The sequence below is a fragment of the Bifidobacterium sp. ESL0825 genome (genome assembly GCF_052606465.1).
Window position 1 is genome coordinate 1,860,446 of record NZ_CP199589.1, and the last position, 23,660, is coordinate 1,884,105.

The 23,660-nt window shown below is 61.5% G+C and carries 19 protein-coding genes; 10 read left to right on the forward strand and 9 right to left on the reverse strand.

All coding sequences use genetic code 11. The features are described from left to right. Positions 1-74: 74 nt before the first annotated feature. Entirely contained in the window at positions 75-2,396 is a 2,322-nt protein-coding gene (locus tag ACUIAG_RS07845; RefSeq protein ID WP_445339576.1) for a KUP/HAK/KT family potassium transporter, read from the forward strand. A gap of 112 nt (positions 2,397-2,508) precedes the next feature. Continuing rightward, complete coding sequence (gndA, locus tag ACUIAG_RS07850; protein WP_313841654.1) at positions 2,509-3,975, forward strand: NADP-dependent phosphogluconate dehydrogenase; 1,467 nt, start codon at positions 2,509-2,511, stop codon at positions 3,973-3,975. A 434-nt stretch (positions 3,976-4,409) separates the two neighbouring features. Here the strand turns inward: gndA and gnd are convergent, their stop codons facing one another. Together gnd and ACUIAG_RS07860 are read right to left on the reverse strand one after the other, a co-directional pair. Then, the gene (gnd, locus tag ACUIAG_RS07855; protein ID WP_445339577.1) at positions 4,410-5,288 is read right to left on the reverse strand and encodes a phosphogluconate dehydrogenase (NAD(+)-dependent, decarboxylating); all 879 of its coding nucleotides are present in this window, start codon (positions 5,286-5,288) and stop codon (positions 4,410-4,412) included. Positions 5,289-5,374: 86 nt separating this feature from the next. Continuing rightward, positions 5,375-5,950, reverse strand: a complete 576-nt coding sequence (locus tag ACUIAG_RS07860) for a gluconokinase (RefSeq protein ID WP_445339578.1) — start codon at positions 5,948-5,950, stop codon at positions 5,375-5,377. Positions 5,951-6,370: 420 nt separating this feature from the next. Here ACUIAG_RS07860 and ACUIAG_RS07865 point away from each other — a divergent pair, with 420 nt between their 5' ends. From ACUIAG_RS07865 to ACUIAG_RS07890, 6 genes are all read left to right on the forward strand, one after another. Continuing rightward, entirely contained in the window at positions 6,371-7,783 is a 1,413-nt protein-coding gene (locus ACUIAG_RS07865) for a GntP family permease (RefSeq protein WP_445339579.1), read from the forward strand. A 62-nt stretch (positions 7,784-7,845) separates the two neighbouring features. After that, entirely contained in the window at positions 7,846-8,658 is an 813-nt protein-coding gene (locus ACUIAG_RS07870; protein ID WP_445340396.1) for an alpha/beta fold hydrolase, read from the forward strand. Positions 8,659-8,737: 79 nt separating this feature from the next. Then, on the forward strand, positions 8,738-9,472 hold the full coding sequence (locus tag ACUIAG_RS07875; protein WP_445339580.1) for a FadR/GntR family transcriptional regulator: 735 nt from the start codon (positions 8,738-8,740) through the stop codon (positions 9,470-9,472). 220 nt (positions 9,473-9,692) lie between these two features. Beyond that, a complete protein-coding gene (locus tag ACUIAG_RS07880) occupies positions 9,693-10,187 on the forward strand; it encodes a hypothetical protein (RefSeq protein WP_445339581.1) in 495 nt (164 codons plus the stop codon). A gap of 72 nt (positions 10,188-10,259) precedes the next feature. Beyond that, positions 10,260-10,412 carry a hypothetical protein gene (locus tag ACUIAG_RS07885; RefSeq protein WP_181414382.1) on the forward strand — a complete coding sequence of 51 codons (153 nt, stop codon included), beginning with the start codon at positions 10,260-10,262 and terminating at the stop codon, positions 10,410-10,412. Then, entirely contained in the window at positions 10,378-10,659 is a 282-nt protein-coding gene (locus ACUIAG_RS07890) for an ATP-binding cassette domain-containing protein (RefSeq protein ID WP_445339582.1), read from the forward strand. The genes ACUIAG_RS07885 and ACUIAG_RS07890 overlap by 35 nt, the downstream gene beginning before the upstream one ends. 134 nt (positions 10,660-10,793) lie before the next feature. On the opposite strand, the gene pgl is transcribed toward ACUIAG_RS07890, so the two are convergent. The 3 genes from pgl to zwf form a co-directional block, all read right to left on the reverse strand. Further along, entirely contained in the window at positions 10,794-11,585 is a 792-nt protein-coding gene (pgl, locus tag ACUIAG_RS07895) for a 6-phosphogluconolactonase (protein WP_445339583.1), read from the reverse strand. Between the two features lie 80 nt (positions 11,586-11,665). Beyond that, positions 11,666-12,673 (reverse strand): glucose-6-phosphate dehydrogenase assembly protein OpcA, encoded by a 1,008-nt coding sequence (locus ACUIAG_RS07900; RefSeq protein ID WP_445339584.1) that lies wholly within the window; start codon positions 12,671-12,673, stop codon positions 11,666-11,668. Continuing rightward, positions 12,670-14,151, reverse strand: a complete 1,482-nt coding sequence (zwf, locus tag ACUIAG_RS07905) for a glucose-6-phosphate dehydrogenase (protein ID WP_231575765.1) — start codon at positions 14,149-14,151, stop codon at positions 12,670-12,672. The genes ACUIAG_RS07900 and zwf overlap by 4 nt, the downstream gene beginning before the upstream one ends. A gap of 233 nt (positions 14,152-14,384) precedes the next feature. Here zwf and ACUIAG_RS07910 point away from each other — a divergent pair, with 233 nt between their 5' ends. Further along, positions 14,385-15,050 (forward strand): HD domain-containing protein, encoded by a 666-nt coding sequence (locus tag ACUIAG_RS07910; RefSeq protein ID WP_445339585.1) that lies wholly within the window; start codon positions 14,385-14,387, stop codon positions 15,048-15,050. Here the strand turns inward: ACUIAG_RS07910 and ACUIAG_RS07915 are convergent. The 4 genes from ACUIAG_RS07915 to ACUIAG_RS07930 all read right to left on the reverse strand — a co-directional run bounded on the left by ACUIAG_RS07915 (position 15,029) and on the right by ACUIAG_RS07930 (position 19,794). Continuing rightward, positions 15,029-15,910, reverse strand: coding sequence for a hypothetical protein (locus ACUIAG_RS07915; protein ID WP_445339586.1), 882 nt, complete (start codon positions 15,908-15,910; stop codon positions 15,029-15,031). The genes ACUIAG_RS07910 and ACUIAG_RS07915 overlap by 22 nt on opposite strands. Before the next feature lie 82 nt (positions 15,911-15,992). Next, the gene (locus ACUIAG_RS07920) at positions 15,993-16,988 is read right to left on the reverse strand and encodes an ATP-binding cassette domain-containing protein (RefSeq protein ID WP_445339587.1); all 996 of its coding nucleotides are present in this window, start codon (positions 16,986-16,988) and stop codon (positions 15,993-15,995) included. Further along, complete coding sequence (locus tag ACUIAG_RS07925; protein WP_445339588.1) at positions 16,985-18,220, reverse strand: FtsX-like permease family protein; 1,236 nt, start codon at positions 18,218-18,220, stop codon at positions 16,985-16,987. Before ACUIAG_RS07925 ends, ACUIAG_RS07920 begins: the two co-directional genes overlap by 4 nt. Positions 18,221-18,321: 101 nt before the next feature. Next, positions 18,322-19,794: a DHA2 family efflux MFS transporter permease subunit gene (locus ACUIAG_RS07930; RefSeq protein WP_445339589.1), complete on the reverse strand. Its 1,473-nt coding sequence runs from the start codon at positions 19,792-19,794 to the stop codon at positions 18,322-18,324. Between the two features lie 160 nt (positions 19,795-19,954). Here ACUIAG_RS07930 and ACUIAG_RS07935 point away from each other — a divergent pair, with 160 nt between their 5' ends. Then, on the forward strand, positions 19,955-23,449 hold the full coding sequence (locus ACUIAG_RS07935; RefSeq protein ID WP_445339590.1) for an SNF2-related protein: 3,495 nt from the start codon (positions 19,955-19,957) through the stop codon (positions 23,447-23,449). The last annotated feature ends 211 nt before the right edge of the window (positions 23,450-23,660 follow it).

Consider the following 23,660-nt stretch of genomic DNA (forward strand, 5'->3'; position numbering starts at 1 on the left):
CGCACGTGTGCGCAAACAGCAACATACGGCACCCGGAAGTAGATGAGTGAAGGCTTTGGCCGATGGAGGGCTCTATGGCGGATGAGCGGCATGAGTTGGCGGCTCAGGATGATGGCAGGGGCGCTGACGAACCACCCCGGTTATCCGGTGAAAAAGGGGCGAAGCCGACGACGGCCCGTCGTAAGGGTCGGCCGACGAAAGAATCGATACTTCCCCAGGAGAGCTTCACCAAGGCTCCCAAGATTTCTGCCAAGTCCCGCACCCGGGAGGAGGAGAACGAGCTCAAGCGGGTCCGGCGCGAGGCCCAGCGGGCAGCCCAGCGTCGTCGCACCCCGCCAAAGGGTCCTCTGGGTCGCTGGTGGCGGCGGGTGCAGTCCTCGCCAGACAGGATCAGCCTGGGCATGTGCATTGTGGCCCTGGGCGTGGTCTACGGAGACATCGGCACCTCACCCCTGTACACCATGCAGGCCTTCGTGGCAGGGCAGGGAGGCATGGCCCGTGTGGACAGGGCGGCCGTGCTGGGCATGCTCTCCCTGGTTTTCTGGTCCATCACGCTGATCACCACGGTCAAGTACGTTCTGGTGGCCATGCGCATCGACAACAAGGGCGAGGGCGGCATCTTCGCCCTGTACACCCTGGTCCGGCACTACGGCAAATGGCTGGCCATCCCGGCCATGGTCGGCGGCGCAGCCTTCCTGGCTGATTCGGTGCTGACCCCGGCGGTCTCCATATCCTCGGCAGTCGAAGGACTCAAGACCATCCCTGTGCTGACTCCGATCTTCCGTGAAAACGGGAACCTGACCATGGTCATCACCTTCGTGATCATCCTGATCCTGTTTGCGGTCCAGTCGCGCGGAACCGAGCGGATCGGCAAGGTCTTCGGCAGCGTGGTCATGGTCTGGTTCGCCTTCCTGGCCCTGATCGGCATCTACTGCATCGGCAACGACTGGTCCATCTTCGAGGCGCTGAACCCGGTCTACGGGATCCGCTTCCTCTTCAGCCCGCAGAATCCGGTGGGCCTGACCATCATGGGCACGGTCTTCCTGTCGACCACCGGAGCCGAGGCCCTCTATTCCGACATGGGGCATGTGGGCCGCGGCAACATCTACGCGACCTGGCCCTTCATCAACATCGCCCTGGTCTTCAACTACTTCGGCCAGGGGGCATGGATCCTGCGAAACCGCGACAATAAGGCCCTGCAGGGTGTGGACGGGCTCAACCCCTTCTTCCAGATGATGCCCACCACCGTGCGGTACGTGGCGGTCCTCCTGTCGGTGACGGCCGGCGTCATCGCCTCGCAAGCCCTGATCACGGGCGCCTTCACCATGGTCTCGGAGGCCACCGGCCTCAACTGGATGCCTCACCTTCAGGTGCGTTACCCGGCGCGTACCCGCGGCCAGCTCTACATCCCCACCATCAACTGGGTCCTGTGTGTGGCCACGCTGACGGTGCTGGCCATATTCAAGGATTCCGAGCATATTTCGGCCGCCTACGGACTGGCTCTGACGGTGACCATGATCACCACCACCGTTCTGCTGGCTGACTACATCTGGCACGACGGCAAGCGGGCGCTCTCCCTGCTCTTCGCTGCGGTCTTCCTGGCCATCCAGATCCTCTTCTTCATGGCCTCCATGGCCAAGTTCATGCACGGCGGCTGGTTCACCATGCTGCTGACCGCGGCCATCCTCTACATCATGTACACCTGGGATGTGGGCACCAAGGTGGAGCGCTCGCAGCGTCGGCATATGACGGCCAAGGAGTGTCTGCCCGCCCTGGAGATGCTCCACAACGACTTCCGTGTCCCCTATTACGCGGACAACCTGGTCTATCTGACCTCGGACGCGGAGATGCGGCGGCTGGACACCGACATCTTCTTCTCCATCTTCGCCAACCGGCCCAAGCGGGCCCGGGCCTGGTGGGCCGTCTCAGTCCAGACCACGGACGCCCCCTACACCCGCAAGTACTCGGTGGAGAACTTCGGCACCAACTACCTCTTCCGCGTGCGCATGAGGCTGGGCTTCAAGGTGGATCAGAATGTGGCCACCTACCTGCACCAGATCATGCACGAGCTGATCGACAGCGGCGAGCTGCCCAAGCAGCCCTCCATCTACCCCAAGGTGGACGAGGACCCGCAGATCGGCACAGTCACCTATGTGCTGGTCCACAAGGCCCTGATGCCCGAGTCCAAGATCGACTCCCGCGGCGCCTTCTCGCTGAAGGTCAAGTACGCCATCCGCAAGGTGGCGGGCTCGCCGATCAAATGGTTCGGTCTGGCTCCCTACAACCCCATCGTGGAGGTGCAGCCCCTGTTCGTCTCCACCCGGGCGGTTCCCAAGCTGACGCGTGTGGTCCTGCCCTCCCGCAAGATCAAGGGCGGCAAGCACCACAAGGGCTGAGTGAGTGGAATCTCACCCTGGGGAGCCTGGCCCAAATCGGGTCCGGGCCATAGAATTGACGGCATGGAACCTGGTGCCCGGCCTTTCCGGGCTACCGTCGAAAGGTGATGTGATGACACAAGCTCAAGCCAATATCGGAGTCGTGGGTCTGGCCGCCATGGGTGCCAGCCTGTCTAGGAACCTGGCACGGCACGGCAATACCGTAGCGGTCTACAACCGCCACTATTCGCGCACCGAGACCCTGATCCGCGATCATGGCCAGGAGGGCCGGTTCGTCCCGTCAAAGACCCTGCAGGAGTTCGTGGCCTCGCTGACCAAGCCCCGCACGGCCATCATCATGGTCAAGGCCGGGGATCCCACCGACCAGATGATCAACGACCTGGCCGACCTGATGGAGCCGGGGGACATCATCGTCGACGCCGGCAACGCCTACTTCAAGGACACCATCCGTCGGGAGAAGGCCATCAGGGCCCGTGGGCTGCACTTCGTGGGCTGCGGCGTCTCTGGTGGCGAGCAGGGCGCCCTCCTGGGGCCTTCCATGATGCCGGGCGGGACCGATGAGTCCTGGAAGACCCTGGGGCCCATCCTGGAGTCCATCGCCGCCAAGGTCGATGGCGAGCCCTGCGTCACCCATATCGGCACCGACGGTGCGGGCCACTTCGTCAAGATGGTCCACAACGGCATCGAGTACGCCGACATGCAGGTGATCGCCGAGTCCTATGACCTGATGCGCCGGGGCCTGGGCATGGAGCCTGAGGCCATCGCCCAGGTCTTCGAGGAGTGGAACCAGGGGGATCTGAACTCCTATCTGGTGCAGATCACCGCTGAGGTGCTCCATCACACCGATGCTGCCACAGGCAAGCCCTTCATCGACATCGTCACCGACCAGGCCGGCATGAAGGGCACCGGCACCTGGACCGTGCAGACCGCGTTGGATCTTGCCGTGCCCGTGACCGGCATCGGCGAGGCCGTCTTTGCCCGGGGGCTGTCCTCCTCGCCGGAGCTGCGCAGTCAGGCGGCCCAAGAGGGTCTGAAGGGGCCGCAGCCCAAGGCCGTCATGGCCGACCTGGCCGACGACCCCGAGGCTCGCAAGTCCTTCATTGAGGACATCCGCCAGGCGCTTTACGCCTCCAAGATCGTGGCCTATGCCCAAGGGTTCAACGAGATGCAGGAGGGTGCCCAGGTCTACGGCTGGAAGCTGGACATGGGTGCCATTGCCCGCATCTGGCGCGGCGGCTGCATCATTCGGGCCAAGTTCCTGAATCGGATCTCCGATGCATACGCCTCTGGCCGTGAGCCGGGCTCCCTGCTCTTCGACCCCTTCTTCAAGCAGGCGGTCGAGCAGGCCCAGGATTCCTGGCGGCGTGTCGTGGCCCGCGCCACCCAGGCCGGCATCCCCATCCCTGTCTTCGCCAGCTCCCTGTCCTACTACGACGGGCTGCGTTCCGATAGGCTCCCCGCCGCCCTGATTCAGGGCCAGCGTGACCTCTTCGGCGCCCACACCTATGGGCGCGTGGATCAGCCAGGCGCCTTCCACACCCTCTGGGCCGAGGACAAGTCCGAGATCAAGCAGGACTGAGCTTCTCGCCAGAATCGCAAGGGCCCGCACAGCCGCTAAATCGGCAGCGCGGACCCTTTTGTCAACCTGTCAACGGATCTTGGCTGTGGATTCCCGGACCACCAGCCGGCAGCCGTCCGGTGGGGGCTGAACTTCATCGACTCCTCGTAGACGGGCTAGGGGGAGCATCCACCGCCCTGCGGGCCAGGTCGCTCTTGTCAGTGCTGTTCAAAACCGATCATGTCAAAGGGGATCCTGGTCACGGGAAACCACTGCATTTACCTGTTTGCCGGGCCGGGGCGGCTGGATCCGCGGCCTGCTGCAGTTCGTCCAGGGCAGGCGGGGCGATGATTGCCGAAGCGGAGTTATTTCGCCCCTCGGATTTTGTTGATGACGGCGCCACGGTCTAGGTTCATCCGCAGGTTGGATGCTGATGTTATCCGCCCGGGACTCGGTCACTCCTTGACGATGGGGTGGCCGCCGAAGGCGCTGCGCAGAGCGGATACCACCTTCATGGTCATGGGGTCCTCGATTTTGGAGGATTGACGGGCATAGAGAGCCGAGGTGATGGCCGGTGTGGGCACTCCCAGCTCCAGGGCGTCCGCGATCATCCATTTGGTTTCGCCGGTCTCATCGGCCTTGCCGGCGATTTCGCTCAGGTGTGGGTCCTCTTTCAGCGCCTGGGCCAGCAGGTCCAGCAGCCAGGACTGGATGACCGAGCCCTTGCGCCAGGATTCGATTACCTCGCCTGGCTCCTTGATCAGGTCGGAGGCCTCAAGAACCGCGTACCCTTCGGCCAGAGCCTGCATCATCCCGTATTCGATACCGTTGTGGACCATCTTGGCATAGTGGCCAGCGCCGGTTCCTCCCGCGTGGACCAGACCGTAGTCCCCTTCAGGTTTCAAGGTGTCCAGGATGGGCCGGATTCGGGCCACATCCTGATCCGAGCCGCCGACCATCAGCGCGTAGCCCTTTTCTTTGCCCCAGATGCCGTTGGAGGTGCCCACATCCACCAGTCCTATGCCTTGAGTGGCCAGGGCCTTGGAATGCTCCTGGTCCTGGATGAAGCGGGTGTTGCCCCCATCCACGACCAGGTCGCCGCGCTCCATCAGCTCTCCCAGCTGAGCAAGAGTGGACTCGATGGGTTTGCCGGCTGGTACCATGACCCAGATCACCCGGGGGATCTCAAGTGCCTGTACCAGGGCTTGCAGGCTGTCCACATCCCTGCCCGAGTCTGGGGCGATGTCGTAGCCGACCACCTGGTGGCCGCCGGAGCGCAGGCGGTCTGCCATGTTCTTGCCCATGCGTCCCAGTCCGATCATGCCGATCTTCATAATGTCAGTTCCTCTCCCTTGACTGCAACAGTTGATGCTGACCGCGATGGTTGGAGGTTGGCCGCGGTCGGGCCGAATTGCCGACGCTACTGGCGGGCTACCTGCCGAGCGCGCTCAGTCTGGACCTGGACGGCGTGCGCCTTGACCTCGCACTGCAGGCCTAGAGTGTCGATGACCTCCTCTGCCTCGACTTCAGGAGACATGCGCAGGTCCACGTCAATGGTCAGGTGGACCTCGTCCGGCCCCAAAGGCTCTAGGGTGTCGAACTGGGAACGCAGCATCTGCGGCTTCATGAAATGACCCTGCCGCTTGGAAAGCCGTTCCATGATGGAGTCGTAGTCCCCGCTGAGATGGATGAAGACCACGCCTGGCATACGCAGTCGATCACGATAGATCCTTTTCAGGGCCGAGCAGGTAACGGTCCCGGGCACCCCTCGGCGTATATGGTCCGCGATCCAGTTGTGGATGCTGTCCAGCCAAGGCCATCGGTCCTGGTCGGTCAGAGGGACGCCATGGGCCATCTTGTCAATGTTGGCCTGGGGATGGAAGTCGTCGGCCTCGGCCATGTCCCAACCCAGTTTGCTGCCGAGGTGCTCGTTCATGGTGGTTTTGCCGCAGCCGGAGACTCCCATGATGACCAGAACCGGCGTCGCTGCATCCAAATACCCTTGTGGTACTGTGTCGTCTACCACCGCAGGAACTGTGGCGAACCCTGCACGCCTTGTCTTCGTTGAATGGGGTGAATCCATGTTGTTTCCTTTCACTGCTATTCACGTTTGGGGCATCCCCAGCTCCTGGATACTCGGCGGTGGCTCGGCAGTAACCATTATTTGTGCGGGCTAGGTTTAGTTAGCCGTATGTCTCACATTGTTATATTCATACAACATATCACTATACTAATATTAAATAGTACTTAATGATGTTGATTTGAAAGCGTTTTTGCAAAAACGCACACTTGATTTTAGAATTCGATTATTAAGTAGTATATATATTAATAATTGATACTTTTAATACTATTTATAGTGTGAAAGCGTCAATGAAGCTACTGCTACAAGGTGGTATGTGATGGTAAGCATCTTAGGATGCCTATTCTTCGGAGGATGATGATGTCCAATATTGAAACGCTTGCAGCTGGCGCAGCAAAAGCAGCGCCAGTCGTCGCAAGCACCCCTAGATTGATTACTTGGGCTCTGATAGCGATTGCTCTGATTGTGCTCCTGATTGCATGGGCAAAAGTGCACCCCTTCATAGCTTTGCTGGTCTCCTCGCTTACTCTGGCAATAGGCGTTGGTGTGCCCGCTACAAAATCAATGGAGTCGTTCACCAGCGGATTCGGATCGACAATGGGTGGTGTGGGTGCCTTGGTGGCACTTGGTGCCATTGTAGGCAACCTTTTGCTTGAATCAGGTGGAGCCAACACCTTGGTGGATCGTTTGCTCCAAGTCAGCAACAAAAAGCTGCTGCCTTTATTAGTGGCTCTGATTGCCGCCATTATCGGCATTCCCATGTTCTTCGAAATCGGTGTTGTGCTGCTGGTGCCTCTAGCCTTGCTTATCGCCCGCCGTTCCAAGCTCCCGGTCATGCTGATCGGCCTGCCTATGCTCTTCGGACTTGGTGAAATGCATGCTTTGGTGCCTCCGCATCCCGGTCCTCTAGCTGTTGTCGATGCTCTGCATGCTGATTTGGGTTTGACGATGATGTTCGGACTGCCAATCGCTCTGCTGCTGATTCTGGTCATGGGGCCAGTCGTTTCCCCCATACTTGCTCGTTTTGCTCCTGTCTATGCGCCTGAGGATGACAGTGACGAGCAGAATCCCAATCGTCCTAAGCCAAAGGGCTTCATGGTGATTGTCACGATTTTGCTGCCCGTCATCCTGATGCTGTTGAACACCGTGTGCGAGATTGCTCTGCCTAACCGGCATACGCCATTGCTTTCGATTATCGGCTTCCTGGGTACCCCTCTGGTAGCTTTGCTGGTGACTGTCATTGCTGCTTTCTTCACTCTTGGTCTGCCTGGCGGAATGTCCTGGAAGAGGATCATGGATGTTGTAGGCGGCTCTTTCGCACCCATTGCCGGGGTCTTGCTGATTGTCGGCGCCGGCGGCGGTTTCAAGCAGACCCTGGTGGATATCGGTGCTGGCGGAGTGGTTGCTAAGCTGGCTGGCGCTTTGAGTCTGTCTGCCTTCCTGATGGGCTGGATTGTAGCGGCTCTTATTCGAATGGCTACTGGCTCCGCTACCGTTGCCGCCCTGACTGCTGTCGGACTGGTCTCTCAGCTGGCTGTCGGCCTCGACCCTGTGCATCTGAGCCTGCTTGTGCTCGCTATAGGACTAGGTTCCGGTTTCCTCAGCCATGTCAATGATGCAGGTTTCTGGCTGGTCAAGGAGTACTTCGGGCTCACCGTGGGGCAGACGTTCAAGACTTGGTCGCTGGGTTCATGCATTGCCTCAGTGCTCGGACTCGCGATGGTGGCTTGTTGCTGGGTGATTTTTTAAGCAATGGCAAAAGCGTTGAATGAGAGGAAGTAACGATGTCGGATGTAAATAGAAGAACGGCAATGCCTGTTCATGAGCGATATGGCCAGCTTAGCGCTTGGCGCTGGGAAGCGACAGCATCCTCCGAACATGCTGAAAAAAGCACGATAGTGGCCCTCCATGGGGTATATGATTCAGGACGATGCTGGTCCACCTTCGCTAGTCGGATGCCAGCAGAACGTTCCATTGTAGCTTTGGATCAGAATGCTCATGGCAAGACCCCATTGCTTGACGGCGATTTCAGGATGGAGACCCTGGCTGATCAAGCCATCTCAGCCATTGAGGACATGCATGCTGGACCGATAATCCTCGTGGGGCACTCGATGGGGGGAGTCGTAGCTCACCTGGTTGCCTTGGAAAGGCCGGATTTGGTATCTCGGCTGATCCTAGACGAGCCTGCATGGGTAGCCGGGGAGGTTGAGGCCGATAACAATGGTTTCCCCCTCATGCTTATGGGCAGAGCTCGGCAAATCAAGCGTTGGAGCGCTGGCGAACTGCTGATTGACGGCTGGAACAAAACGCGTGCCTGGGATCCTGTCGATGCAGGTACATGGCTGGACGCCAAGCTGGATGTCGATATCGAATTTGTGAACAGGCAGCATAACTGGCGAACTGCCGCGACTCCAGAGTCATTGCCTGATTTGCGCATGCCTTTCCTGCTAGTGGCTGGTGATCCGAATTTAGGCTCGGTAATTTCTGAAGAGTGCATGCAACGAGTGCGAGCTGCAGTTCCTGAAGCTGACGCTCATCGGTTGAACGCATCTCATGAGACACGCAAAGACAGGCCGGACGAGTATGCCGGCCTGGTCAAAGAATTTATTGAGCACGCTGACTGATAGCAGCGGCGGAGGCGAATTGGAGGCTTCATCGGGTGATTTTCAAATAACCGCAAAGAGCGGTTGATATGCTGACGGTATGACGACTCATATGAACAAAACGGGTTCTCATGCTGCCAGATCCATGCATGATCAATTGCTCGATGAGTGGGGGATGGGTATCGTCAGCGGGAACATAGGCGTAGGTGAACATCTGCCGGAGCCTGATGTTGGCGATACCTCTCCCTCGCGCACAGTCACGCGCGAGGTGACGAGGGTGCTGGAGGCCATGGGTCTAGTGGTCGTCAAACGCAAGTCTGGCGCGCGAGTCAATCCTCGTGACATGTGGAACATCTTCGATCCTCAGATTATCGATTGGAGACTCCGGGGGCCACAGCGAGCCCAGACTCTGCACGAGCTCTCACAATTGCGTGCTGGTGTGGAGCCTTTGGCCGCCCGTTTGGCTGCTACACAGGCCACAGCTCATGATTGGGCGGCATTGACACAGGCATCGATTGACATGGTTGCATATAGTCAACAGGCCACTAGTCCCGAATATCTCAAGGCTGATGAGCGATTTCATTCCACCTTGCTCTGCTCGTCAGGTAACAGTATGTTTGCAGCCCTGCGCAAGGTCATCGCAGCGATTCTGCAAGGACGCACCAAGCATGAACTGATGCCCGAGCGGGCAGATGAGCGGGCGCTTCGCTTGCATGGGGATGTGGCCGCATACATCCGTCAAGGAGATGGGACTGCTGCCGAAGAGGCCATGCGTCAAATCGTGGATGAGTCGGATACGGCTATTGCACGGATGACCAGACAGCAGAGCAGCTGATATGGCCTGTACGTATTGGTCCATCAGCGAGTAGAGGCAAGCGTCAATCGGCCAAAGGCTCGCGGCTTGGCCCTTGTCATGGTGCGCAGCCAAATTCGCTTAGCTATTAGGTTCTTTCACTGTACTTGCAGCGTCAGGCTTTTGCCTTACGGAGTTGCAGCGCACACCAAGGTTACCGGCGCAGTCTGGGATAGCCTGATCGTCTGGAGCTTGACTCAAGATGCACGAGCCTGCCCTCCTGCGAGAAGTGATGGTGAAGGTCGTCGGTGTCATTGTCGAGAATTCGGTGCATTCACACCTTTATGCGCTTGATGCGCAGCTGTACTACAAGTTCTCGGTAGTCATGCCCGTCACCAAGGCTTTCGTCGAACAGGCCGATGTCAGTTTTTATGTCAACGCGCTCACGGATCTCGCTCCAGCAGATACGGATCGTGCGGACGTGTCCGAATTAGGCGCTTATATCAACAATAAGATCGGGGCCAAGTTCAACTTTTACAGCCAGCAGGACAGCATTGACTCTTACAACGATTATTTTGTCTCTTCCCTGAGTTTTCCGACCATGGCTTCCGGCATGCTCCTTGTTCTCGCTATTGTGCCGTCAGCCTGGAGCGCGCTGATCAGCGTGCGCGTGATGATGAGCGATTTCACGATCAATCTGAAGGTGGGGCTGAGCTATAGCAGACTTCGTCGGTATATTATGCGGGTCTTTCCATGATTGCATTGGTTGCTGTTGTCGCCGACAGCTTATTCAGGACGTGGTTCCTGGCGAAGGAAGGATGCTTCGTTCATGGTCTATGGCTTGTGGGGAATGATCAGGATGGACTGGCTGGCCTTGCTTGCAGCATCGCTGTTTGATCTTTTGCTGGTTGCCCCGGTCGCTCAATTAATCACTTGGAGGCTCAGGCATGTGCCTAACGCATTGGGTGTGCTGCAGCAATAAACAAGGTCATCGATCTCAACCTGGATCGCAAAACATTAAGAGGGGCTCATTTTCAGCCACTCTTTTTGAACATTTCTCGCTGACGGTCGCCGAGGGCGAGAAGGTCGCAATCGTGGGAGAGTCCGGCCTCGGCAAGAGCGCATTGCTGAATGTCCCTCGGCTGCTCGATAGCGCTATACGGGCTCTTATGCGCTGCTGGGCAGATCCTCGCGCACTCTGTCAGTGTTCATGCTCCCAGACCGAGTGACCATCAGGCAGCTGGTACATTTTTGCGCTTTTAGCCGTTGATACGGATGGGCCTGAAAATTTCAGCGTCTTGTAGACAAGCAAAGTTTGAAGTTTTGAATTATTTACATGTGCGCATCGTCTGTATGTCGAAACTCAGTGCAGCCCCGAGGCGGCATCGGCATCCAGGAGCCAGAGGGTCTCCAGGGTGCCCCTGGCATACGAGGAGGGGACATGGGGGTCGTCTGTGGTTCCCAGGGCTGCAGCCACGGCCGAGGCTTTCTCAGTGGTTGAGGTGAAGAGCCAGACCTTGGGGGTCCGGCGGATGAATGGCATGGTCATGGTGACCCTGAGCGGCGGCAGCTTGGGGGAGTTGCTGACGCCCGTCACCAGCAAATCATCGTCCTGTAGCTTGACCTCGGAGCGGTCGGGGAAGAGGGAGGCATAGTGGCCGTCGGGCCCCACGCCAAAGACGGCCAGATCCATGCGGCCCTCAGGGCCCAGCTGGTCGATGATCTCCTGCTGGTAGGTGGCTGCCGCCTGGGCCAGAGCCTGTTCGTTCTCCTCCTGGTCAGCGGCTTCCACCTGGGCTGGGCTGCGGGTGTCCACGGGCATAGGATGCACGTTGGCCTGGGGCAGCAGCCCCTGGTCGATCAGCGAGCCATACCAGGCCCGCCGTGCCTGTTCGTCGTTGCGGTCCGGGTCTTCCAGTCCCACAAACCGCTCATCGCTCCACCAGAGGTGGACCCTGCTCCAGTCCACGCTCTGGCTCAGGGGATCAGCGCCCATCAGGGCATAGACCTCCGCAGCGTCCCGGCCGCCGGTCAACGCCAGATCGGCCCGGTCCTGACGGGCCAGGAGGTCACCCAGCTCCAGCAGGATCCGGGCTGCGGTGGCTTGATTGAGCAGCTTGGTTGTGGCATAAGTCACGACATGACGATCGGTCATCTGATCCTCCTTGCATGCAGGTGATGTTGGCCTCAGCCTACACCCAGACGTTTGCATATGGATTGAGTCACTGCAGAGGTCTACTGGTGGTCGACCATTCCCCAGCCGGTGTGGATGACATCCTGATAGACCTCGTCAGGATCCAACCGACCCAGTTCCTCGCTCATGCAGTCCACGGCAGAGCGCAGGGGCATGGAGATGGTCTGCGAGGCCTGACCGGGCTGGTTGATCCGGGCCTGGTCGTCATGGTGGCGCTCCATGCTCATGACCCCGTCCGGACGTTCGAAGTAGACGCCGGTGACCGCCTGAGCCTGCGGGTCGCGTTCGACTGTGACCGGCACCTTTAGCTTCAGGGCCAGCCAGGAGGCCAGCAGCTCCAACGGCAGGTAGTGGGCTTGGCCGGTCACCCTGACCGAACGGATGGGCAGGTGGGGCGGCTGCTGCACCATGGAGGTCAGCAGCGCTCGCCAGATGGTGATCCTGGTCCAGGACAGGTCCACGTCCTCAGCGTGCGAATGGGCCAGCAGCCCGGCGAAGGTGGCCTGGCGATCGTCGGCCTCCATGGCATCGGTGATTCTGCTGGCGGCCATGGTCCCGATGGGATCCTGCGAGGGATCCAGGGGCGGATTGGTGGGCCACCAGACTACCAGAGGCGCATCCGGAACCAGGAGGGGAATGACCAGCGCGTCGGAATGGTCCAGCAGGGCTGCCACTGGTCGCAGGACCACCACTTCGCCGGCACCAGCATCCGAGCCGAAGCGTATTTCGGCATCCAGCGTGCGATCCCCGTTGTGGTCGGTGTTCTTGTAGGAGACGCAGTCATCAGAGGTCTGTGCTGCAGCGGTCCTCTGGTCCGCATCCTGCCCGGCCTGATGGTCTTCGGCATCGGTCACTATGGCGATGACCCGGCAGGGATGTTCGCGGCTTGCGGCGTTTATGGTCTCCAGGGCTGTCTCCAGATGGGCCTGCTCGGTGATGATGACCAGGGTCAGCACCCGTCCCTGGGCGGCCTCCCCGCGTTCAACGTGGAGTTCGTCGATCTCCCGGGCGATGGCGGAGGTAGTGGTGTTGTTCAGTCTGACGATCATGGCATCCTCCAGTGGTATCCGTCGCGGGCCAGCATCAGATCAGCCTCCCGCGGACCCCAGGTGCCGGCGCGGTAGGGCTGGGGCTGGCCCTGTCCGGCCCAGAACTCCTCGATGGGGTCCAGGATCTTCCAGGAGAGATTGACCTCCTCGGTGGTGGGGAAGAGGGGCGGGTCTCCCAGGAGCACGTCCAGGATCAGCCGCTCGTAGGCCTCGGGGGAGGCCTCGGTGAAGGAACGCCCGTAGGAGAAGTCCATGTTGACGTCGCGCACCTCCATGGCCGAGCCAGGGGTCTTGGCCCCGAAACGCATGGTCACGCCCTCGTCGGGCTGTACGCGGATGACTACGGCGTTGGCGCCCAGTTCCCGGGTGGCTGTGGCCTCGAAGGGCAGGTGGGGGGCACGCTTGAAGACGATGGCGATCTCGCTGACCCGCTTGCCCAGGCGCTTGCCCGTGCGCAGGTAGAAGGGGACGCCGGCCCAGCGGCGGGTGTCCACATCCAGCCTGATGGCCGCATAGGTCTCGGTGGTAGAGGAGGGATCGATCCCGTCCTCGTCCAGGTAGCCGACCACATGCTGGGAGCCCTGCCAGCCTGCCGTGTACTGGCCTCGAGCAGTGTGGGCAGCCAGGTCCTTGGGAAGACGGACAGCAGAAAGGATCTTGGTCTTCTCAGCCGTCAGATCCGACGCCGAGAAGGAGACCGGCTCCTCCATGGCCGTCAGGGCCATCAGCTGCAGGAGATGGTTCTGGATGACGTCCCGGGCTGCTCCGATTCCGTCGTAGTAGCCGGCCCTGCCGCCGATGCCCATGTCCTCGGCCATGGTGATCTGCACGTGGGAGACGTAGTTGGAGTTCCAGACCGGCTCGAACATCATGTTGGCGAAGCGCAGGGCCAGGATGTTCTGCACGGTCTCCTTGCCCAGGTAGTGGTCGATGCGGAAGACCGAATCCGGTTCAAAGACCTCGGAGACCACCCGGTCAAGCTCCTTGGCCGAGGCCAGGTCGTGGCCGAAGGGCTTCTCGATGATGACGCGGCGCCAGGCCCCTTCCTTGGAGTGGGAAAGCCCCGACTCGGCCAGCTGGCGGGCCACCTGGGGGAAGGCCTTGGGCGGCACCGACATGTAGAAGGCATGGTTGCCGCGTGTGCCCCGGACCCGATCCAGCTCCGAGACGGTGGCCGACAGGCGGCGGAAGGCCTCGGCATCGTCGAAGCTGCCCTTGACGAAGCGCATGCCCTGGCTCAGATGTCGCCAGGTGGATTCGTTGAAGGGGGTGCGGCAGTGGGCGCGGACGTTCTCCTCCGCAAAGGCGACGAACTGCTGGTCGCTCCAGTCGCGCCGTCCGAAGCCGATCAGCCCGAAGCTGGCTGGAAGCAGCCCCCGGTTGGCCAGGTCATAAACAGCCGGCAAGAGCTTTTTCTTGGCCAGATCTCCGGTGACGCCGAAAATGACCAATGAGCTGGGGCCCGCGATGCGCGGCATGCGCAGATCGCGCGGGTCCAGCAGGGGGTTGTGCCAGGGCGCCTGTCGGCCGCCGTCCTCGTCTGGAGGAGCGGGCTGGTCGGCGGAGCGCACAAGTGGTGAAGTGTCCATAGTGCTCCTCGTGAAATACTGTGGCTCCTAGTGTACTGTCGGCGGCAGAAGGGCAGGGCCGATTATCCGCTGAAGTGTGCATAAGCGTCGCAAAGGTCACATTTGCGTCAGGAATCCCTAGAATGGTCGGTATGACTCCCAATGTTCCCATGGCCGAGGCCCTGCACCGTCAGTATGCCCCCTCCCAAGCCGCCTATGAACTGATACACACCCACTGCCAGATCATTGCCGCCCTCGCGGTGCGTATGGTCGACCAGGTCAACGAACGCCTGCTGCGTGATGATGATCCTGACGGGGTTCTGCCCGAGCGGCCTCTGGACCGTGACCTGGTCCGCACGGGCGCCTTGCTGCACGACATCGGTACCTACCGGATCCTCAAGGACGATGGTTCCCAGGGCCGCCCCCTGACCTTCCAGGGCGAGCGGTACATCGAACATGGGCTGGAGGGTTACCACTTGCTGCGGGACGCTGGGGTGGACGAGTCGGTGGCCCAGTTCGCCCGCAACCATACCGGGGTGGGGCTGACCCGCCGCCAGGTTGAGGAGGAGCATCTGAACCTGCCGCCTGACGACTACCTGCCGGTCAACCCTGAGCAGGAGGTGGTCATGTATGCGGACAAGTTCCACAGCAAGCACCAGCCGCCCATCTTCGTCTCCGAGCCCACTGCCGCCAAGCGCACAGCCAAGTATGGTCCTGACAACCTGGCCCGCTGGAGGCAGCTGGTGGCCCGGTATGGGGTGCCGGATCTGCAGCCCCTGGCCAAGCACTACGGCATGACCATCGTCTGATCCGGCCGGGCCGGCCCCCAGGAACTGCGGAAGCGGCCGCCGAATTCGCGCAGCATCCACGGGTCTGGTTGATAGGGATCGACTGGATCGGTCCGGCAGGTCGCTACGGCTTTCAAGAACGAGACCATGCCCTGCGGCCCGTAAGCGTAAGGGGCTGCGCACCAGACCGGGTTTCCCTCCAGGACGAGAGGCCGATCCAATCCACGGAGGAAGGCCAGATCCACGCTGATCGGAGCAGGAGATCGACCTTTGGCTGCCTGGAGGGCGCAGTTCTCGGCGATCGTTCGATGCCTGGGATCGAAGATGGCGCCGTCGAAGACCGTGGTAATGGCTCGAGAGCCCTCGTCCTCATGCAGGCAGTATCCGCTGGAGGCCGCGATTCGATCCCTGTCGATGATGACCCGCCACTCCTCATGGATATTGGGCAGGTGGGTCTGGATTCGAATCAGCGATTGCGCAGGGGCTGTCCGCAGGTTGCTCTGCAGGCCTTCAAGGGTCCGTCGGGCCGCAGGCAGGCCCGATACCCGGCCGGCGGCCAGCTGCGACCAGGGACGTTGTCCCAAGCCCGATGGCAGCCGACGCCAGGTCAGGATGGTTTCTGCCGTCACAGTCAGAATCCTGCGTTCGGTCAGGGACTGGTCCAGTTCATCCAGCCACAAAGTCGGTGGGGCTGACAGGGCCCATGAGGGACGGCCTTGGGATGCCAGCCAGGCGTTCTGAGCGATCAGCAGCCCTGGGGTAATCCATATGGCTTCCTTGACGCCGACCTCCCGAACAGGTCCGAATCCATGGTGATGGTGCAGGATGACCCTCCCTTGCCGGCGTGGGTCATTGTTGCATGAACCGATTTGTTCGGTCATGACCCGGGGTATCCACTCCTCATGGGTGATGACCGAACAAATCAGTGCAGTGCTGTCCGTCCCCGGCCGGGAAGACTGGGGCTCAATCGACGATGAATCGGTCGTCGTAGGTGCCCTCGTCCACGGTGTCAGAACCGCCGGAGGTCAGGATGATCACTGCGCAGTCATGACGGCGGGAGACCCGCTTCAGGGTGGCCAGCAGGGTGTCCCAGTCGCTCGGCTCCAGCCCCTCGGTGGGTTCGTCGGCGATGAGCACGTCGCACTCGCAGCACAGGGCACGGGCCACGGAGGCCAAGCGGAAGTCCAAGTGGCCCAGATCAGCCGTCAGCTTGTCCTGCAGGCGCTCCGGGAAGCCCACCTCGTCCAGCAACTGACGGGCCAGATTGTCCTTGGGGCCCAGGAAGGTGCGTCCGCTGGCCTCCATGGTGTAGACAAGATTCTGTACGGCGGTCAGGTCGCGCCTCAGGGCATCGGTGCCGAAGATGGCTCCGATCTGATGGCCGCGATAGTCGGAAGCCAACAATTGGCGCAGGTCCGTGCCCCGGAAGAGCACGCTGCCCTGGGTAGGAGCGCGCAGACCGGTCATCAGGGCCATCAGAGCGGCCCGTCCGGAAGGCGTAGTGGTCTCCACCGAATAGATGCGGCGGCGCTGGAATTCCAGATCGACATCGTCCAGGATCTGTTCGGGGCGACCCTGGACCTTGCGCGTGTAATCCACATGCTTCAGGGAGAGCACCGGGTAGCCGCCAGGAACCAGAATCCGCTGTTCATCGGTCTCCAGCAGCGGGTCCTCCTCCTGACCGCCGTCGGGATCTTCGGCATTTTCCTGCTCGATGACCACCTTGAAGGCAGCCATCGACAGGTCCTCTTCAGAGGAATCATCCTCCTCGGACTTTTCGCCCGTCTGAGTGGCTGCTTCTTCCTCGGATTCGGGCAGCGGTCCGGTGCTGGTGTTCTCGTCGGCTTTTTGCTCGGCATCGGCCGTTGCTTGAGCGGCTTGCTTCTGATCGGCGGCCTTGGTCTCGGCCTTTTCCTGGGAGTTTTCGTCCGGCTGCTGGTCCGATGTCTTTTTGCTCATGCCTCGTCCTCCAGGTCGTTGGTGTATAGCTGGGCGGTTCTGAAGGCCGCTACCCTGGCGGCTGCTGCCAGAGCGAGGACCAGGCAGACGGCCAGGCCAATCAGGATCATCTTCCAGATCAGACCAGCATGCGGCATGCTGGCCAGGCTCCCCAGCCGGAAGAGCGACCGGCCCAGGGGCCGACTGATCGCGGTGCCCAGAGCCAGGCCCAGCACCAGTCCGGGCAGGGTGAGCAAGAGGGTCTCCAGGGCGAACTGCCAACCCAGCCGAGCCTTGTGGACCCCGATGGTGATGGCCATGCCGATTTCGTTGGCACGGCCGCGCAGCATGAGGAACAGGCAGCCCAGCAGAACCAGCCCGCCCAGCAGGCAGACCAGGGTAATGACGGTTCGCGCCTGGTCGGCGGCCCGGTGGACCGGCTCCATCCGCCGCTGGTAGTTCTTCAGACTGGGGGAGTCGATGTCGTACTGCGAGGCCTTGAGCCCGTCCTTGCGCAGCTCCTTGATGAACTTTTGGTAGGTGCTTGGCGAATCCAGGACGAAGGCGACGAGCAGTTCATGGCCGGGGTCTCCAGGCTTGCTGGCTGCATCTAGCCCCAGCATGGCAAAAGTGGGATAGGCCGTGTAAATGGCCCGGTTGGCTGTCTGATCGGCAGCCTTGCGGTAGTGGTAGGTGCCGGAGATGGTCAGCTTGACCTGCTGATCCTGCTGGCGGGGATCCTTGATGGTCAGGGTGTCGCCCACCTTGAGCTTGTTAGCCTGCGCCATTTGCTTGGAGATCAGCACGGTCTGGGCGCCGGAGGCATTCTGGGAGGCGTAGTCCAGCCCCTTGCCCTGATCCACGGCGAAGGGGCCGTGAGGCAGGGTGGGTTCGGCCTCCTTGTCGGAGACGCCCACCAGGGAGTAGGTGCCTGACTGGGGCAGTCCCTCCGGGCTGATGTCGGCGGTCTCATGGAAGTAGGCCTTGTACTGCATGCCATCCATCTGCAGGCGCTGGGCGTACTTGGAATACTCGTTCCAACCCAGGGGAGAGGCCTTGGTTCCCTTGCGCGGGCTGATGACGGCATCCACCTGTTGGGATTCGTAGTCTGTGGTGCGTGCCTTGGTGTCAGTCTGGAGCACGGTGGCCGCCGTCGTGGCCAGCGCCGCCACGACCAGGCAGGCCAGAACCATGACCAGGCTCCGCGCCGCATGCCGCCTGATGGTGAACCAGGCGTTCTTGAGAACGAACATGACACCCTTCCTGATAGCGTTCCAGGGATGACCGGGCGGCCCACAATGGCGGGCCTAAAGTCCGGTCGCCGTCCTCCAGTCTAGCCAGGGACGCTCCCAAGCTAGCGGTGCGAACTTGGAGCTTGCTGAATGTCCCGTTCGGCCTCTGGCTGCTCGGCGTGGGAGAAGTTGCGCACCTTCAGGGAGACGGCCAGAGCGGCCAGGATCAGCACCAGGGTGAAGATCAATCCGTAGTGGGTGCCCCTGGTGAAGGCCTGGGCTTTGTCAACTCCGGCTGCCTGCCCCTCGCCCATGGCCAGCAGGGAGGTGGTGATGGCCGTAGCCACGGCTCCTACGATCTGCTGCATGGTGTTGATGATGGTGCTTCCGTCGCCGGACTGCGGGCCGCTCAGAGAGTTGAGCGCGTAGGTCTGGGCCGGTGACATGGCCAGTGGGCAGCCGATCATCAAAATGATGTGGGCCACCACCACCAGGGCCACAGGGGTGTGCGGGCCGGTGAACAGGAGGATGACCGTGCCGAGCAGGGCGACAAGGAAGCCGCAGCGGACGGGCATACGAGCCCCGAAGCCGTCGTAGAGCCGGCCGGCGAAGGCCGAGACCAGGGCGTTGATGGCCCCGCCGGGCAGCATGAGGATGCCGGTCATGGCCACGGGCAGGAGCAGCCCACGCTGCAGGAACTGGGGCAGCAGATACATGGAGGAGAGGATGACTGCGAAGTCCAGCATGACCAGGGTGGCGCCGTAGCGGAAGGCCGGGATGGAGAAGATGCGCAGGTTGAGCACCGGGTGTTCCAGGCCCAGCTGACGACGAATATAGAGGACCAGAGCTACTAGGGCCACAACCAGAATGATCAGGGTGACCGGGGAGAGCCATCCATAACGGCTGGCCAGGCTGACTCCTGCCACCAGTCCGCCGAAGCCGACAATGGACTCCAGAATAGAGGCCAAGTCCGGCCGCTGGTGGGTGATGGTTCCTACGTTCTTCAGGAAGCAGACGGCGAAGATCAGAGCCACCACCAGGAAGGGGGTGAAGAACCAGAAGATCCAGTGCCAGGTCAGCTTGCCCAGGATGATCCCGGTCAGGGTCGGGCCGATTGCCGGGGCGAACATGATGACCAGAGCGCACATGCCCATGACCGTGCCCAGACGGGCTGGCGGGAAGATCAGCATGGCCACGGTGAACATGAGCGGCAGGATCAGGCCGGTGCCGATGCCCTGGATCAGCCGTCCCGTCAGAAGGACGGGGAAGGTGGGGGCCATGGCCGAGACCACCGATCCTGCCAGGAAGGCGACCAGGCCGAAGATCACGGTCTGCCTGGTGGTGAACCACTTGGAGATCAGGCTGGAGAAGGGCAGGACGATGCCGATGACCAGCATGTACCCTGTGACCAGCCATTGCACGGTGGCAGCGGGGATCTGGAAGCTCTCCATCAGGTTGGGCAGGGCGATATTGAGCGAGGTCTCGCTCAGCATGCCCACGAAAGCCCCGATCATCAGCGCGGCGATGGCCGGCCAGGGATGGGGGACGGCCGGTCGTGACCGGTGAACAGAGGCAGAGGTGGACGTGTTGTGCACGATAATGATCTCCTTCTTCAGACAAACAGCACGCCATCTTAGGGAGGCGGTCATTTTTTCGTAAGTCGGCATGTCTACTCGCTTCGCCGAAGGCGTGCCGCATCGGGACGGAAAAGGTTATGCTCGGGAATGGTCGTCAGAGACCATAAGGAGGGTGCGTGTGGATTGGCATGCAGCGGTCTACGGGTCAAGAGCCGTTGGTTCAGGAGGCCATGGCTTCTATGATCCGGGCGATGAGGAGGAGGGGCGGACCTTCGGCGATCCAGACACCATCTCTGACGCCGCTCTGCGCCGATTGGGCGGCAAGGCCTACTTCCGCGCCCATCAACTGCTGGATGACCGCCGCTTTACAGACCTGCGCCTGCGGCACCTGGGGGCTCTGACCGTTCTCAAGGGGCGTGTGCCCGCCACTTATCAGCCGGACGGTGACTGCATGGTCCAGGCTCGGCTGGACGAGCAGGCCCATCGGGTCATTGACTCCTCCTGCACCTGCCGGGCCTTTGGGCGCCAGGGTCCTGCCTGCAAGCATGTCGTCGCCCTGATCATGGCCTACAACGAGTCCAGCCAATCCTTTGCAGGATCGGATGACTGGGACGGCGACCAGGGTCGATCCAGTTCCGCCCGGTCGACCTCGGGACCCCTGGCAGCCTACATGCGCCGGCAGGAGGGTCGGCGTCGGCAGGCCTTTCGTGACCGCCAGCTGAACCTGCTCAAGCAGGAGAGCGGACCGGTTGGCGGCCGTCACCTGCCCATCGGCTCGGTCGGGCTTATCCCCGATCTGACCAGTGAGCGCGGCGGCTGGCTGGTCCGTCTGCACATCACCCTGTCCTCCCACGGGGTCGCCTACCTGGTCAAGGACCTTCCGGCCCTGCTGCGTGCCGTGGACCATGGCGAATTCATGTCTTACGGGCGGCGGCTGGCCTTCATTCATTCTCGTGACACCTTTGATGAACGGGCCCAGGCTCTGCTGACCATTCTTGAAAGGGCCGGTGCCATCCGCCGCAGCCTGGCCGAACAGGAGGGAGGCATGCGCCGCCGCCTTGCACGCGCAGGATTGGCGGGGATCCGGCTCAGCGACGACGAAGTGGCGCAGATTCTCGACCTGTTCGTAGACTCCGGGTTCACCCTGGACTACACGCCTCCCGAGGACTCCTTCCTGCAGACCATGCCTGCCCCCGTCCTCGACGGAGATCCGGACCCTGGCATCGCGGTCAGCGAGGAGGCGGATGGCTACCGGATCACCCATGCCCTGGCCGTGGAGCGCTTCATCGTCGGTCAGGCCTCTTCCTTCGTTATCGTGCGCCCTTCGCAACCCGGCTTAGGGCTGGATCCGGGGCCGGTCATCCACCGCTGCAGCGCGCGTTTCATGCGTCATCGGGATCTGCTGGAGACCCTCTGCCGTCCTGGCGAGGATCGGGATCTGCATCTGGACGCCGACGACCTGGATCTGTTCGCCCGGACCGTCCTGCCTGACCTGGATCAGGGCGCCCAGGAAGGATCCGGGCTCTCTGCCAGTCTGCCCGAGGAGCTGGATGCCCGGCGGCGGCCGCCCTGCAGGATCGAACTTTACCTGGACAGGGATCGGCAGGGGGTCAGCTGTGACCTCAAGGCCCGCTACGGGGACCGTCTTCTGTCCGTCGGCGCTGATCCTGCTTCGGAGGATGAATCCGGCAGAGATCGGGAGATCGAGTCTTTGGCCCGGCAGACGGTTCGCCGCTATTTCCCGTTGATGGAGGAGGGGCTGGCCCGTATCCCCGAGGAGAACGAGGAGGCCATCCACACCCTGTTGACCCGGGGCCTGCCTGTGCTCAAGGGTCTGGGACAGGTCTTCTCCACCCCGGCCTTCGACGGGCTGAGCGTCGTCTCTCATCCGCAGATCCGCGTGGGTGTGCGGGTGCGCTCCGGTCTGGTCGAGATCTCGCCCATTGCCGATGAGGTACGGCCCGAGGAGGCTGCTGCCATCCTGGCTGACCATCGCCGCCGTCGGCGCTTCCATCGCCTGCGTAATGGGGCTTTCGTCGAATTGGCTGATCTGAATACCGAGGCTGTGGACACCCTGGCCGAAGACCTGGGCATCGACCCTGCTGATCTGGCCAAGGGGCCGGTTCGGGTGCCTGACTTTCAGCTCGGCTACCTGGATGCGCTGGTGCCCGAGCATGACCGCGATTCCAGCTTCCGCGACTACCTGAAGGAACGCAAGCCCGATCCTCAGGGGTTCAAGGTCCCCGATGGGATGCGCGGGCAGCTCAGACCCTACCAGGTCGAGGGGCTGCGTTGGCTATGCACCCTGAGCGACCGCGGATTCGGCGGCATCCTGGCCGACGAGATGGGCCTGGGCAAGACCATACAGATGCTGGCCTACCTGCTCTCCCGTCGGGATCAGGGCAGGGATCGGGGACCCTCGCTGATCGTCTGTCCGGCCTCCTTGGTCTACAACTGGGAGGCCGAGTGCCGCCGTTTTACGCCGGATCTGCGGGTGGCGGTCCTGGCCGGGGGGCGCAGCCAACGTCAGGCGCTGCTGGATCAGGCCAGATCCTACGATTTGCTGATCACTTCATATGATCTGCTCAGGCGGGACCTGGACCGGTATCGGAGTCTGCCCTGGTATGCCTTGGTTCTGGATGAGGCCCAGTACATCAAGAACCATGCCACCAAGGCCGCGCGGGCTGTACGCGCTCTGGACAGCCTGCACCGGTTCGCCCTGACCGGCACGCCCATCGAGAACCGGCTGTCCGAGCTTTGGAGCATCTTCGACTTCCTGATGCCCGGGATGCTGGGTCCCTACTCCCGGTTCCGGGACCGCTTCGAGATGCCCATACTCAGCGGCGACCAGGATGCCCAGTCCCGGCTCCAGGCCCTGGTGGGGCCTTTCATTCTGCGTCGGCTCAAGTCACAGGTGCTGACGGATCTGCCCGAGAAGATCGAAAACGTGATCAGCGTGCCCCTGCAGGGTCATCAGCGCAAGCTTTATGCGGCCCTGGAGCAGGAGCTGAGGGCTACGCTCAACAAGGAAAGGGACCAGGAGTACGAGGTCGGCAAAATCCAGGTCCTGGCCCAGCTGACCAGGCTGCGGGAGGTCTGCTGCGATCCGCGTCTGGTCTATCAGGATCAGGGTAGAGACCGGCGCGGCGATTCGGCCAAGCTGGATGCCATCGAGGATCTGGTGGCCTCCTGCCAGGATGCCGGACGCAAGATGCTGATCTTCTCCCAGTTCACCTCCTACCTGGACCTGATAGCCCAGCGGCTCCGTCGGCTGGACGTGTCCTACGACCTGATCACCGGCGCCACCTCCAAGAAGCGACGGCTGGAGCTGGTGGAACAGTTCAATAGGGATGCCACGCCGGTTTTCCTGATCTCCCTGAAGGCCGGCAACACCGGGCTCAACCTGACCGGGGCCTGTGTTGTCGTCCATGCGGACCCCTGGTGGAACGCTGCAGCCCAGGAGCAGGCCAACGACCGCGCCCACCGGATCGGCCAGACCCAGGATGTCAACGTCTACCAGATCGTAGCCAAGGACACCATCGAGGAGCGCATCCTCAACCTGCAGCACAGCAAGAGCGACCTGGCATCGCGCTTTGTCGATTCGGCCGCATCCACCGGTGCTGCCAGCGTGGCCAGGCTGAGCAGAAAGGACCTCCTGGCCCTGCTGGGCTGATCCGAAACGGCTGCTGATCTACTGGTCAATGGTCATGAATACAGCATCATGGTGACGAGACCCTTGGGTCACGGCTTCGGTTATTCTTGATGTATTAGTCAAATCGAAAGACTATATGTATGAGCAGATTGTTGGTTGCTCCACCGGTGGTTTTGTCGGTTTGGCAGCAGTTGACTATTCGGTTCTGGGAGTCTGGTCACCTTCAGCTCCT